The 14,221-nt window shown below is 44.8% G+C and carries 8 protein-coding genes; 3 read left to right on the plus strand and 5 right to left on the minus strand.

Annotation, left to right across the window (positions count from 1 at the left end):
- Window positions 1–180: 180 nt before the first annotated feature.
- The gene (locus tag JGK11_RS20035) at window positions 181–1,026 is read right to left on the minus strand and encodes a photosystem II manganese-stabilizing polypeptide (RefSeq protein WP_293179762.1); all 846 of its coding nucleotides are present in this window, start codon (window positions 1,024–1,026) and stop codon (window positions 181–183) included.
- A gap of 399 nt (window positions 1,027–1,425) precedes the next feature.
- Between JGK11_RS20035 and JGK11_RS20040 the strand changes: the two genes are divergently transcribed.
- A complete protein-coding gene (locus JGK11_RS20040) occupies window positions 1,426–1,788 on the plus strand; it encodes a hypothetical protein (RefSeq protein WP_293179759.1) in 363 nt (120 codons plus the stop codon).
- A gap of 66 nt (window positions 1,789–1,854) precedes the next feature.
- On the opposite strand, the gene JGK11_RS20045 is transcribed toward JGK11_RS20040, so the two are convergent.
- Window positions 1,855–3,429 carry a calcium-binding protein gene (locus tag JGK11_RS20045; protein ID WP_293212583.1) on the minus strand — a complete coding sequence of 525 codons (1,575 nt, stop codon included), beginning with the start codon at window positions 3,427–3,429 and terminating at the stop codon, window positions 1,855–1,857.
- A 92-nt stretch (window positions 3,430–3,521) separates the two neighbouring features.
- Between JGK11_RS20045 and JGK11_RS20050 the strand changes: the two genes are divergently transcribed.
- Window positions 3,522–3,701 carry a hypothetical protein gene (locus JGK11_RS20050; RefSeq protein ID WP_293212585.1) on the plus strand — a complete coding sequence of 60 codons (180 nt, stop codon included), beginning with the start codon at window positions 3,522–3,524 and terminating at the stop codon, window positions 3,699–3,701.
- A 7-nt stretch (window positions 3,702–3,708) separates the two neighbouring features.
- On the opposite strand, the gene JGK11_RS20055 is transcribed toward JGK11_RS20050, so the two are convergent.
- Together JGK11_RS20055 and JGK11_RS20060 are read right to left on the minus strand one after the other, a co-directional pair.
- Window positions 3,709–5,070: a response regulator gene (locus JGK11_RS20055; RefSeq protein ID WP_293179750.1), complete on the minus strand. Its 1,362-nt coding sequence runs from the start codon at window positions 5,068–5,070 to the stop codon at window positions 3,709–3,711.
- 12 nt (window positions 5,071–5,082) lie between these two features.
- The gene (locus JGK11_RS20060; RefSeq protein ID WP_293179747.1) at window positions 5,083–7,842 is read right to left on the minus strand and encodes a hybrid sensor histidine kinase/response regulator; all 2,760 of its coding nucleotides are present in this window, start codon (window positions 7,840–7,842) and stop codon (window positions 5,083–5,085) included.
- A 412-nt stretch (window positions 7,843–8,254) separates the two neighbouring features.
- Here JGK11_RS20060 and JGK11_RS20065 point away from each other — a divergent pair, with 412 nt between their 5' ends.
- Window positions 8,255–8,473, plus strand: a complete 219-nt coding sequence (locus JGK11_RS20065) for a hypothetical protein (RefSeq protein WP_293179744.1) — start codon at window positions 8,255–8,257, stop codon at window positions 8,471–8,473.
- Between the two features lie 180 nt (window positions 8,474–8,653).
- On the opposite strand, the gene JGK11_RS20070 is transcribed toward JGK11_RS20065, so the two are convergent.
- Window positions 8,654–14,098, minus strand: coding sequence for an ATP-binding sensor histidine kinase (locus JGK11_RS20070; protein WP_293179741.1), 5,445 nt, complete (start codon window positions 14,096–14,098; stop codon window positions 8,654–8,656).
- Between the last annotated feature and the right edge of the window lie 123 nt (window positions 14,099–14,221).

Consider the following 14,221-nt stretch of genomic DNA (forward strand, 5'->3'; position numbering starts at 1 on the left):
CTAATTTAATAACTGGCAACTCAATAACACTTTAAGCATAGATTTAGTCATTAGTCAACAGTCTTCAGTTATCTTTCTAAAGACTGTTGACTAATGAAAGGCGAGCAGTAGCTTTAGGACAAAAAACTGCTCAAGTTCGTTGGCGAAGCCCTCGCAGAGGATCGATCCAGAAAGACAATTTTACGAAACAGAAGGCTCAATCCGAGCGTAAAACAAACCACGAATTTTCACGTCCAGAGCAGGTCTAGCTCCCAAATCAGTATCAGAAGGCTGCACGCTTTCAAAAATCCCCCCAATTTCGCCAGTAGCGCTGTTGACCTTAGCAATTTGGAGAGAAATTTTGCCAGCCTTGGTACGGGTGTCAGCTAACTTAACATTAGAGCGTTTCAGCTTGGAATTGTCAGTAGCCGGCAACGCGACAGCATTGTCGTAGCCCGTCGATACACCGCGACCTTTAGGATCTAAAAAGCCTGCGCTGCGGTAAGAAGGAACGTTAAATTCCCCTTGAAAATCGGTAGAAGTATTGAGCGCAACGACTCCCGGATCGGAAGTAGCCACTAACTCTTTAATGGTGAACAAGAAAGGTACTTGCTCTCCACCCGGTAACTGAACTGTAATTGCTTGAAAGTCCAAGCCGTCCTCTTCTGTAAAAGTCAGAGTACCGTCATTACCAACCTTGAGCGTACCTTGAACTTGGTCAATGCTCGACGTGAACCGTGTCAACAATTTACCAGGCACAAATTCTGCCTCTTGGCGTTTGTTGGCTGCTTCTTCCTTCACAAAGTAAGTTGTGGGCTGCAAACACATACCAGCCAGTTTATAGGTGCCACCCGCTTCAATGGGGATCGATCCCCGAGAAGTTTCTGCCAAGCTAGGGCAGTTATTGGCCAATCCTGTACCTCTAATCTCGTCGTAGGTGAGCAACTCGGTAGTCGCCACCGTCGTATCAGTAGGAGCAGAAGAACAAGCAACCAGCGCACTCATGCAAAATGCTAAAAGTGCAACAATTAAAGCACGATATTTCATTTCCAACCTCAATATCCAACATCGGATTATATTAAGAAAAAGCCCTAGTTCGAGCAAAATATAATTGCCCGCCGGCAGGCTAGGCCAGCGCCATAGCAGCATTTAGATCCAGATCGCTTGCTTCACCGACACTGGCTTTCACTCAAAAAATCGAGCTAGTGCGGTGAAAATAAGCAAGAACTTATGATTTCTCAATCATGTTCGGATCGCAGCCCAATACACATGGTACGACGGGTTGTGCTCTTTTCCTGACTTGGATTGGAAATAAATCTTGCGATCGTCAACCCACTTAAGTTACGTTGCTTATTGGCCCCGAATGGCGATCGCCACTAGCTCGATTAGTCGGCTCACCAAAAGGCTGGGGACAAACGCCTTGTAGATTTCAAAGGAAGCAGCGGTATGGACAACGGCAAAAATTTAGAGTCAGAAAAGTTGCAGTCTCAACTGCAATCGCTGACAGAGGCGATTCGGACTTTAGCCGAAAGTTGTCAGGGAGACAGTGTGCTGCTTTTGACCCTGCTGCGGGCCCTGGAAGCTTCGCACCAGGAAATTCGGGACGGTTTGTTCCAAGCATCTTTTCCCGACAACCGCCAAGCAGTTTACAAACTGCTCAGGAATATTGAAGCCAATGGCGGCTGGCCTTACATCCAGCGTATGAAACTTCGATCGATCTTGGGGTACGCCCAACAATTATCTCCACTAGAAGATGATCCGGCCAAGTCTGAAAATGACTCGGCCGGGACTGAGGAAGACCTTAAATAGTGATGAGTTTTGAGTTTGTGACGTTGACATTAACTCAAAACTCATCACAGAAGGGCGCTGTTGCACCTAGAACCCGAAAGGTGTAGGAGGTACGGGTATCGGACTCGGCAGCATCGCAGGAAATACCGGCATCTGGCCGGGCATCGGCAAAAGTCCTGGAGTAGGCGTCGGGGCGATCGACTTAATAGACACCATTGAATCAGGTACGGTAACAGTCGGCGCAGTCGGAATCCTCGAAACCGTCGGAGTTGGAGTCGTAGTCGTCGGAGTTGGAGTCGTAGTCGTCGGAGTTGGAGTCGTAGTCGTCGGAGTTGGAGTCGTAGTCGTCGGAGTTGGAGTCGTCGGAGTTGGAGTCGTAGTCGTCGGAGTTGGAGTCGTAATCGTCGGAGTTGGAGTCGTAATCGTCGGAGTTGGAGTCGTAATCGTCGGCGTTGGAGTCGTTTCCGTTCCCGTAGTAGTCGTAGTAGTCGTAGTCGTAGTCGTCGTAGTCGTCGGCCTGGGGGAAAACGTCCCACTCACACTGATAAAATCAGTGGCATCGATCAGCGCCGACGGAGTGTTGACCAAAATTGCTAACAGCTTCCCGTCGATCGTAATTACCGTATCTCTGAGATTGGCACCATTACCTTGGCGAACTTGCAATTGACTGAAAGATAAACTGCTCGGCAGCCCAAAGAAATCCTCAGCCTCATTGTAATCAGTAATTAAAACCAAACTTCCCGGGCCGGCTCCCAATCCAAAAATATCACTGCCGCTACCGCCAGTTAGAGTATCGGAACCCTCACCTCCAACCAGAGAATCATTACCCTCTGCCCCAAATAAATTGTCATTGCCAAAACTACCCAAAATTGTATCGTCGCCCAGACCTCCGGCCAAAGAATCATCGCCAAAACCGCCGTCGAGAACATCATTACCTTTGCCACCAAATAGGAAATCATTACCTTCATCTCCCATGAGGCAGTCGTCACCTTGATCGCCGCGAATGGTATCCAAACCGCTGCCACCAGAAAGTGTATCGTCAGCCTTGCCGCCGAATAGTTGGTCGTTGCCGGATTCTCCCAAGAGCGAATCTCTGCCAGCATTGCCATACAAAGTATCGTCACCGTCACTGCCGGCCAAATAGTCGTTGCCATCAAGGCCAAACAGTTGATCTCGCCCGCTACCGCCGTTGAGAGAATCGTTCCCAAAATCCCCGTAGAGATAGTCATCATCACTATTTCCGAACACGGAATCGTCGCCGTCATTCCCTCTGAGGGTATCGTTGCCAGTACCCCCGGCAATCACATCATTGCCTCCGTTACCACGAACCAAGTCGTCCCCTGCATCTCCCAACAAGCTGTCTAACCCGTCGTTGCCATCGAGAGTATCGTTACCCAAACCGCCGCGAACCGAGTCGTCCCCATTGCCACCGGAAAGAAAATCGCGGCCTTGGTTGCCAATGAGCTCGTCATTTCCTTCACCCCCAAGCAGCGAATCTGCTCCATCGCCTCCGAGAAGCTGATCCTTGCCTGCGTCGCCCTCTACGGTATCATCTCCATTCGCGCCCAGCAGTGTGTCATCGCCATCTAAGCCGCGAATTCGATCGCCCTGCGGAGTACCTAGAATAAAGTCGTTGCTGTCCATGCCGATCAGGTTTGCCATAGGGGATACACCGCTCCTCAATAAAATAAATTGTTTAAAGTATGTCAATCGCCTTCGTGACAAGGGATTGCTGCTCGCCTACGTTAGCATAGTTGAGATTTTGGCAATCTGGCGCAGGAGTGCCGGAAATTTTGCCAGTGTCTGGAGTGGTGGCAAATAGGTTCGATCGTTCGCACTTAAAGTCCAATCGCAAAGCAGAAGAGCTTAAAATCGCGATCGTCAAGAATGACGAATGTTCGCTCGGGGGGGACGATCGCACTTCTGACCAATGACCAATGACTAATGACTTTCTTGGCTAACAGGTAACACGATCGCAAATTCAGTCCCCTTTCCCAGATAGGAATTCACCTCAATTGTACCGCCGTGGGTCTCGACCACGATTTGACGGGCGATCGCCAATCCCAACCCCGTCCCTTTACCCACTCCCTTAGTGGTAAACAGGTGGTCGAAGATGCGATTTTTTACCTCGGACGACATTCCCTTGCCGTTATCGGCGATCGTAATTTTGACGCTCTTATCTTCTAAAGAGGTAGTAATGACAATTCGATTGGGAGCCAGTTGAATATCGGCATAACTGCGTCCGAAATTTGATTCATCCAGAGCCTCGATCGCATTTGCCAAAATATTCATAAATACCTGGTTTAACTGTCCGGCATAGCATTCTACCATAGGAATTTTACCGTATTTTTTAACAACTGCTATTTCCGGGCGATTTTCCGACGCTTTGAGGCGATGTTTTAAAATTAAAATAGTGCTATCAATACCTTCATGAAGGTTGAAAGGAATGGGGAGCTCGCTATCGGCACGAGAAAATGTCCGCAAGCTCGTGCTAATGTCTTTAATCCGGTGCGCTCCTTCTCGCATTGAATCAATTAACTTCGGTAAATCTTCGCGGATGTATTCAAGATCGATCGCTGCTATTTCTTCTTGAATTGCCTCGCTGAAACTACCAGATTCTTGCTTGACTAAATCGAGCAAGCCAAACAAATCTTTGATGTAGTCTAAAGCGTGTTGAATGTTGCCGCTAATAAAGCCAACCGGATTGTTAATTTCGTGGGCAACCCCAGCCACCAAGTTACCCAAAGCTGACATTTTTTCGCTTTGTACCAATTGTAATTGAGCAGAGTGAAGTCGATCGTATTGTTGTTTCAATTCTTGATTAGCTTGCTCTAATGCCTGATTCATCGACTGGAGTTGGCGATTCTGTTCGGCTAGTTGTTGAGCTTGTAGAGAATTTTCCTGTTTCAATAGTTTTTGTAAGCGACTGAGTTCTAAATGAGTAGAAATCCGAGCTAAAACTTCCTCTGCTTGAAATGGTTTCGTGATGTAGTCCACTCCACCTACACTAAAAGCTTTCACCTTATCCATCATTTCATCCAAAGCACTGATGAAAATCACCGGAATATCGGCAGTTGATTCGTTAGCTTTGAGATGTTGACAAACTTCGTAGCCATCCATTTGTGGCATTTGAATATCCAGCAAAATCAAACTAGGAGATGATTGTTCAATAACTGCTAAAGCTAACTTGCCGCTGGGAAATGCTCGCGTCAGGTAGCCCTTTTCCTTGAGAAGATTGACAAGCAGATGTAAATTGGCGGGTGTATCATCAATAATAAAAATTTGACCTTTACTCTCGTTCATATTTTACTCCTTTTAGGATATAGCAGCCGCAATTAAGTTCAAAATCTTCTCATATTCAAAGTTATGCAAACTCTTCCCGAGTTCCTCAGCTAAAAACCGATCGCGATTAGCTATTTGTTGCACCAACTCAGCCATCAACTCCTCATCTGAAAACATCACTGCCTCTTGTAGTTGAGCTAATATATCCCTGGGAATTTCTGCCAGCGTCTCTACATTTAAAATTACTTTGGGAGTTTTTATTTTCTCATTTTCATGACTTAAATCTTCATAAACATATTTCACTCCTATCTGCTTATTCATGGCAATAAATATTTCTTGCTCTCGAAACGGTTTTCTCAAGAAATCATCGCAACCCGCCGCTAGTACCACGGCTCTCTCTTCTTCTAATACGCTAGCAGTTAAAGCAATAATTGCCGTTGCTTGACCTTTAGTGTAAGATTTAATTGTTTTAGTCGCCGTGTAACCATCGATCACAGGCATCCGCATATCCATCCAAATTAAATGTGGCTCCCACTCCTGCCAAATAGCCACTGCTTCTTGTCCGTTACAGGCTTCCTGAAGTTCAAATCCCAAGGGAGATAGCAGTTTAATTAATAACTGACGGTTTGTCGGTTTGTCGTCCACAATCAGAATCCGATATCGCGGTTGATTTGGCTCTAGAGCTATGATGCGCCGAGTCGGTTGCTGGGCGACAATATCGCTGGCTTCTACCTCAGTAAGTTGAATATCAAACAGGAAATTCGTGCCTTGTTCTACTACACTTTTTACTGTAATATCTCCCCCCATGAGACGCACGAATTGGCTGCTGATAGGCAAGCCCAAACCCGTACCTTCTTGAGCTTGTTTTCCGGTTTCTGTTTGCGTGAAAGCTTCAAACAAATTCCCAATTTCTTCAGGCCCAATCCCGGCTCCTGAATCTTCGATTTCAAAATGTATGGTGTGGGTTTTGTCGGCAGTTTCTTTAACGGTTACTCTGACGGAAATACCTCCTTCTTGAGTAAATTTGATGGCGTTGTTAATGATGTTAATCAGCACTTGACGCAATTTCACGTCATCGGTACGGACGTAGCGAGGTAGATGGGGTGCTGATTCCATGAGTAACTGCAAACCTTTCTCTTCTGCCTTCATTTCAAACATATCGTGTATGTCCTCAAGTAGCCGATGCAAGTCGAAGTTTTTTTGGTTGAGAGTGGTTTTGCCTGCTTCGATTTTAGACAGATCGAGGACGTTGTTAATTAGGGTGAGCAGGTGTTCGCCACTGCGAGAGATGATGCCGACACTTTCTTGATGTTCGGGAGGCAGAGTTTGAGAGCGAGTCATGATTTGAGAAAAGCCTAGAATGGCGTTGAGGGGAGAGCGCAATTCGTGGCTCATGTTGGCAATAAATGTGCTTTTTGCCTGATTGGCTACGTCGGCTTTTTCTTTAGCTATTACTAATTCTGCTGTTCTTTCTTCTACTCGGTGTTCGAGTTCATTGAAAGAGGTTTTGAGTTGTCCTGCCATCTGATTGAATGAGATAGCTAATTCTCCTAATTCATCAGCGCGATCTAAATCTACAGCCTGACTTAAATCTCCTCGGGCAATAGCTTTAGATGCTTGATTGAGGCGGCGAATTGGTTGTGTCACCCATCGAGCAGTGACAAAACAGACCCCAGTTGCTACTATTAATGCTGCCATGCACAACAGTATAGTTGTCTGAGTATTGGAGTTAATTTGCTCCATGAAATCTGCTTCTGGAACTACTACAATTACTAACCAATCAAGTCCAAAATCATCTTGGAAGGGCATAACTTGAATAAATTGTAGCTGACCAGAGATGGTGAATTCTAGTTGTTGTTCCTGTTTTATATTACTCAAATTGTCAAATTTTTTGGTTAAACTTTGAGCAGTTGCGCTAATTAACTTATCCTTACTGTCTAATGCTTTAAGGCGTTGGGGTTTTGCATCCTTTTGATTTTCTAATGTAAATAGCTGCTGTTTGGTTGAACTTGCTACTAAAAATCCAGATTTTTCGATAATAAAAACCTGCCCTGACCGACCGATTTTGAGATTATTTAGAAATTGACTAATAGCTTTTAACGAAAAAGTAGTACCAATAAAATATTGAATTTTTCTGCTATCATTATAAACAGGCGATATAGCAGTTATCTGCGGTTGGAGGCTAATAAATTCAGGATAAATTTCACTCCAAGCCTGCTTTCTTTTCCGTTCGTCATTAATGAACCAAGGTCGGATATAAGGATTAAATTTTGTGGTACTTTTTTCTAGATTTTCCGTGCGATTTCCCCGAGCATCTATTTTGGAAAAATAAGGGTAAAAGCCTGTATTACTGTTACTCATATAAAATTGCAGTGAATTATCTTTAGCCCTCCGCTCAATTCCAAATAAATCTCCTTGCGCCGAACACAAAGAAATCCAGCTTACATAATCAAAAAACTGCATTTGTTGCCAAAGTAATCGATCGGCTTTTGGATTCTGTTTCTTCAAATCGAAACTCAATTCCCTGCGAGCAATCGCATCTGCATTCAGCCTGTTAATCAGAAAAGGTTTCTCTAGATAATTGTCCAGATACATTTTGACTCGATCGCTAACTTCGCTTCGCAGTTGAGCCGCTACATCATTAACAGCTTTCTGCCCGTTACGCAAGGACAGATAGCTAACCAATCCTACAGCAGCAAATATTTGCAGTACAAAAGGCACAATTAAGACTGTTCGCAGGGAAACTTGCCTGGAAGTTTGAGAAAAAATGTAATTTAACTTTTTGAGTGTCACGATCGCTTACAAGTTGCTAGGATTACTAATTTGATTTTTTTAAAGGATACTCTAAAATTTGGTATTTCGTTCTTGATAGCCAGCAGTTTTCAAAGCACCAGAAAACACAGACAAGTTAGTAGCGTTGTCATCCACGATCGAGATAAACGGTTGGGTTTGGCATGGCATGGGTTTCGGCTTCTATTAAGCGAGGTAGTTTTGGATAAATGTTCGCAGTTGTGGCTCTTCATTACCTTTTATGCTAATTTATTAATTAAACATCATAAATTGCCTGTAAAATCAACGATTCTAGTGGATGGTCGCGAAAGTCAGCACCTCAAATGATAGCCATAACGAATAGACTTATTGACCAGAAAGGGTTTCAGCCAACTTCACGGACACTTTTAGCATAACAAGTAATGAAGAGCCGCAGTTGTTTGAGTTCGCAAGCTTCAGCAAGGCGGATAACTTCTCGGCTAAAAGCCGTCGCATTTGCATCCTGAAGTTCCCCGGCGACTTCGATATCTTCGATCGCCTCGCCCGAACAATTTATATAGATCCCAACTCGATCGATATTTTAACTTGCGGTTGCTGGTATTGTAAACGATCGGGAATTACGCAGACGCGATGGAAAACTGGGTTTTTGACTTGACATTTCAGGACGCATTTCGATCCGCGATCTGCAGTAGATTGCTGGTTTCTGAAGTACATTCAATAGCCTGTAGGGACACGGCATTGCCGTGTCCCTACCTCTGGTATGTCCCGAACATACCTGAAAAATGCTGTAATTTACTTGATGTTTAACATTCTAGGCATCAACTTGTCAAAAATATTATCCCGCATAAATGGGAAGGGTAATGATAAATTCTGTACTTTGTCCTGGAGTAGAATTAACTGTGATATTACCGCCATGTTTTTCGACAATAATTTGACGGGCGATCGCCAATCCCAATCCCGTGCCTTGCCCCACAGCTTTTGTGGTAAATAAATGGTCGAAAATCCGCTCTTTTACCTCGGACGACATTCCCTTGCCGTTATCGGCGATCGCAATTTTCACAGATTCACCTTCTACCATTGTGCGAATAGTAATCCGATTTGGATTGTTTTCAATTGCCGCAAAACTTCGTCCATAATTTGATTCATCTAGGGCATCGATCGCATTGCTGAGCAAATTCATAAAAACTTGGTTCAGTTGACCGGGAAAACATTCGATTTGAGGCAGATTTCCGTAATCGGTGACAACTTCGATCGCCGGACGGTGTTCGTTAGCTTTCAGCCGGTGTTTGAGAATTAAGAGCGTACTGTCAATGCCATCATGAATATTAAAGGGAACTTTGTAGTCTTTGTCAGCCCTGGAGAAGGTGCGGAGGCTGGTGCTGATGCCGCGAATGCGATCGCACCCTACTTTCATTGATGACAGCATCTTGGGCAAATCTGATAAGGCATACTCCAAATCAATATCCTCAGCATCTTGTTCGATTTCTTTGCCGGGATTTGGCAGCTTTTCTTGATATAATCTCAAGTGGTTAATCACATCTTTGATGGTAGTCGTTGCTTCGTCAATATTGCCGTTAATAAAGCCGACAGGATTGTTGATTTCGTGGGCGACTCCGGCGACGAGATTGCCCAAGGCGGACATTTTTTCGCTCTGTACGAGCTGTAACTGGGCTTGTTGCAAGTCAAAGAGCGATCGTTCTAATTTTTGGGCATAAGCTTGAGATTGTTGGTACAAGCGGGCATTTTCGAGCGAAATCGCTGCTTGGGCGCACAACATTTGGATGACTTGAGTGCGATCGCCAGTAAATGCCCCAATAGTCAAGTTATTTTCTAGATACAGCAACCCAATTAATTTACCTTGATGCAAAATCGGCCCGCAAAGAAGACTTTTGGGTTTTTGCTCCATCAAATACGGCTCTGCCATAAAATCGTTTTGTGCTGCTGCATTATCCAAAACAACAGTTTTCAAAGTGCGCTTGACGTAGTTAACCGCAGCAGCAGGAACCTCTGCACTAGCTGACAGCGGCACAGACATTGAGATGACATTTTCCTTGATAGAGGCGACAGCTTCGACTGCGAGATTCCCCTGCTTAACCAACAGCAGAACTGCTTTTGTAGCCCCGGCATTTTCGAGCAACACAGACATTAGTGCCGCCTGCAATTTTTCTAATTCAATTTCACTCGATAGAGCTTGGGAGGCTTTAAAAATAGTGTCTAAATCTAGGGCTTCGGAAATACTACTGCTGCTAGATTGAGTTGTTTGGAAGGTTTGATGTAAAACTGAGGATTGATTGATGGTTTGTAGCCGAATTTCGCTGATTGCAGAACGGTTTTGTTTGGTCTGAAATATGGGAGCAAGAAGTTCGGGATAGCGTTGTTCTAAGTCATCAATTTTGGCTTTTGCACCCCAGCGTGCATAACCGTAGTAGGCATTTGCCAAATAATCCTGGGCAATTTTTTCTTTACCCCAGTCTAGATAAAACTTGGCAGCAAGTTCGTTGGCGAGGGCTGCTTCATAGCCATACTCGTGAGTCTGAGCTTGGGCAATAGATTGGTCATACAAATCGATTGCTTCTGATTTTTGCCCGTTGAGCCGGGCTTTTTCTGCTTGGATCAAAAGGCACTTATGCTCAATATTTTCTGGACAATCTTGCTGCCAACGGGTTAACCGTTCTTCCAGAGGTAAGATGGCTTGCCAATGGGACTGACGCTCAGCAGCATCGTCAGCAATCTCAATCAGTGCCAAGTGCATGAGTATGACATAAAAGACACTGGACGGCACTTTGGCATGGCTGGGAACAGTTTCCTCAATGATGTGGAGTTGAGGAATTAATTTTGGATAGGTAGCTTGTTGATTGAACAGGAAAGCATGACGAATTTTGACCGAATAAAACCATGCCAAATGATAGGGCGCGTCGTGATATTTTTGCAAATACTCTGCTTCACTGAACCCTTCATCATCAAAGCTCAAGGGGGTGGTTGTTAACCCCAGAAGATGACGAATGGGTTGCAGCACACCAACGGTGAGGGCATCGAGATTCTCTAAACTTTTAATCTGACGAAGAAACTCTGTATGGGTTTGGGCGATCGCATACAGGTCATTCAAGTTTTTGCCATAGGTCAACCGATCGGAGCCACTTTGGATGATCGTGAAGCCTACGGTCAGCCAGTTCCCAGCATCCATCCCACACTTAAAAGCATTGTCATAGTAGGTATCGGCTGCTTGCAGGGGACGACTCCAACTATGCACATCGGCAGCAAACAGGAAATTGGTCATCCCCCGCACATCAGTATTATCAAATTGTTCACAAAGTCGTATCACTACATTACCAAATTGATAAGCTTGGGCAGCATCTTTGAGTAAGGCATTAGCGATTAGACCGTAACCCACATAGCCAAAGGGAGACATATCGCTGTTGCCGTGCTGTAACGACAAAGTTGTCATCTTAGCTAGTGCAAGTAGCGCCAACGTAGATTGACCATCCAGCCATGCTGCATAGAACAGAATTTGTAATATCCTCAACATTTCTGCAATGGTGTCATTCGTCATCTTTGGCAAACCAAGAATCGATTCAATTGCTTGCTGTTCTAAGAATTGATTGACCGCAGCAATTTGTTCATCGAGGCTGGCTTGGATGCTTTCTGGTTCTATGGGCATTCCCCAGCCCAGCAGTTGGAGGCTTTGGCGTTGAATGGCGATCGCTTCTTTATTGCGACCCTGAAGTTGGTATTGAGTCATCTGCACCCGATAAATCACCGCTTTGTCTAGGGGTGTTTGGGCTTGGGTCAGGGTGACCGCATAGAGTGTTTCTGCTTGGTCGAAATTACCACAGAGATAAGCGGCTTCTGAGGCATCTCGATGTAGGGCGTAGGCTAATTCATAGTCTACCTGCCAAGACTCAGCGGCTAATAAATCAATGCCAATTTCACAATAATTCTGAGCCGCTTGATAGGCGGCTGAAACTTTTGCCTTTTGTCCAGCTTGCAGATTTAACTTAGCCAGTTGGTATTTCTGGACTGGATTGGAGATCGTCGTTCTCCCTAAATTCAGTTGATTAACGATCTCAAAAATCTGTTCAACTTGTTCCTGCGGAGACAGATTCTTTAACAGTAAGTGACCAATTTTCCAGTGTGTCTGTTGTTTTTGGTCATCGGGAATCAGAGAATAGGCGGCTTGTTGGATGCGATCGTGCAAAAATCGATACGTTGGATTGACAGACTCCGGATAAGCTGACTGTTCTGTACCTTGAAAGAACTTATAGACTTGGCTCGTCGGTAGAATTAAGCCCTCTTGCAATGCTTTCCACAATGCAGTTGCGGCATCGGTTTGAGACTGCTCAGAGACGATCGCCAACGTCCCCAAATCAAACTGATTACCCACACAAGCCGCTAATTTGAGTACCTGTTGTGTCTCCAAGGGCAATTTCTGCAATTGCACTGCCATAAACTCAACAACATCATCAGTAAGCGCCAGCGCATTCACTTGGGCAATATCACATTCCCAATAACGGTGATCGCGATCGAACATGATGCAGCCCTCTTCATACAGAGCTTTAAGAAACTGTGTCGCAAAAAAGGGATTACCTTTCGTTTTGCGATCGATTAACTCCGTCAGCGGTTGAGCCAGTTCCCTCGAACAATTCAATGTATCGGCAACCAGATGATTGGTGTCATTAAACGCCAACGGTGCCAGAGTAATTGTGTTAACGATCGCGTTCGCTTTTCTGATTTCTTCTACGGTCAATATAAATGGGTGGATGGGTGAAACTTCATTGTCTCGATAGGCTCCCAACATCAGTAAATAGCTATTGTCACTCATCAATAGTTTGATCAACTGAAGTGAAGCCGAATCTGACCACTGCAAATCATCCAAAAACACCACCAGCGGATGCTCTGCGGTGGTAAAAACTCCAATAAATTTTTGGAATAATAAGTTAAATCGATTTTGTGCTGCACTGCCTGATAGTTCTGTTGCTGCGGGTTGCTCACCAATAATCAGTTCCAGTTCGGGAATTACCTCAATTAAAACTTGTCCGTTGTCTCCAACTTCTGAGAGAATTTTAGCTGTCCACGTTTGCAATTGAGCGTCTGATTCTGATAGCAATTGTCCCATTAAATCTCGCAAGGCTTGGACAAATGCTGAAAATGGAATATTGCGGTTAAATTGGTCGAATTTCCCTTTGATGAAATAACCCCGCTGCCGCACAATTGGTTTGTGGACTTCGTTAACTACAACTGTTTTCCCAATCCCGGAAAAACCAGCTACTAACATCATTTCGACCCCCCTCTGTCCCCCCGAGGTTCGGGGGGATGCAACGCGATCAAAGGCTTCGAGTAGGGTTTTTACTTCGGTTTCTCTCCCGTAGAGCTTCTCTGGTATGATAAAGCGATCGCACAAATCCCTCTGGGCTATGGCAAAACTTCCAATTTGACCACTTTCTTCTAGTTGACTCAAGCACAATTCTAAATCAAATTTTAGTCCTAAGGCGCTCTGATAGCGGTTTTCAGCATTTTTGGCCATCAATTTGCTGACAATCTCCGAGAGTACCTGCGGGATTTCCGGCTTAATTTCATGCAGCGATGGCGGTTGCTTGGCAATATGACAGTGCACCAATTCCATCACATCGTGGGATTGAAACGGCAATTCTCCCGCCAGCAATTCATAGAAAGTCACGCCCAAAGAGTAAAAATCAGTGCGGTAGTCAATGCCGCGATTCATCCTTCCAGTTTGTTCGGGAGACAAATAGCCGAGTGTCCCTTCCAGCACGTTAGGATTCATCAGGGTTTGAGTTTCCCTGGGCAGCAAAGATGCGATGCTAAAGTCAATTAGTTTGAGTTGTTTTGTTTCTGGATTAATTAAAATATTGGCGGGTTTAATGTCTTTGTGAATGATGCGGTGGCGGCAGAGTATATCTAATGTACTGCTGATGTCGATCGCCATTTGCAGAAAATCCCTCAAATTCGGCGCAGTTTCCGCTTGTTCCCTCCATTCCTTCAGAGAGATTCCCCCGAAGTCTTCCATTACCAGCGCATAGCTGTTTTGGTAAGCTTTTAAGCTGTAGGTTTCGATGATTCCGGGTAAATTGAGGTTTTTGGCGATCGTATACTGATTGCGAAATTGCACGAGTTCGCTAAAGCTGGGATACTTGCTGCACAAGACTTTGATGGCGACTGGCTGTTTGTCGCTAGTACGGAAACCTCGATAAACTAGGGTGCGAGTGCCTGAGTAAATGCGATCGACAATTTCATAACCTGTGAATGTAAAATTTTCAGTTGTCATACTTTGATTATCTGCCTCATCCGTAGGCTATTTGTAGCTTAACAGAAGGGAATAGAGTTCCAACTTCCATGATTGTTAAGTAAAATGAACATGACATAGATCGCTCAATTGTTGTGATTCATA

The sequence above is a fragment of the Microcoleus sp. PH2017_34_RAT_O_A genome, from assembly GCF_020737885.1.
Classification (GTDB): Bacteria; Cyanobacteriota; Cyanobacteriia; order Cyanobacteriales; family Microcoleaceae; genus Microcoleus.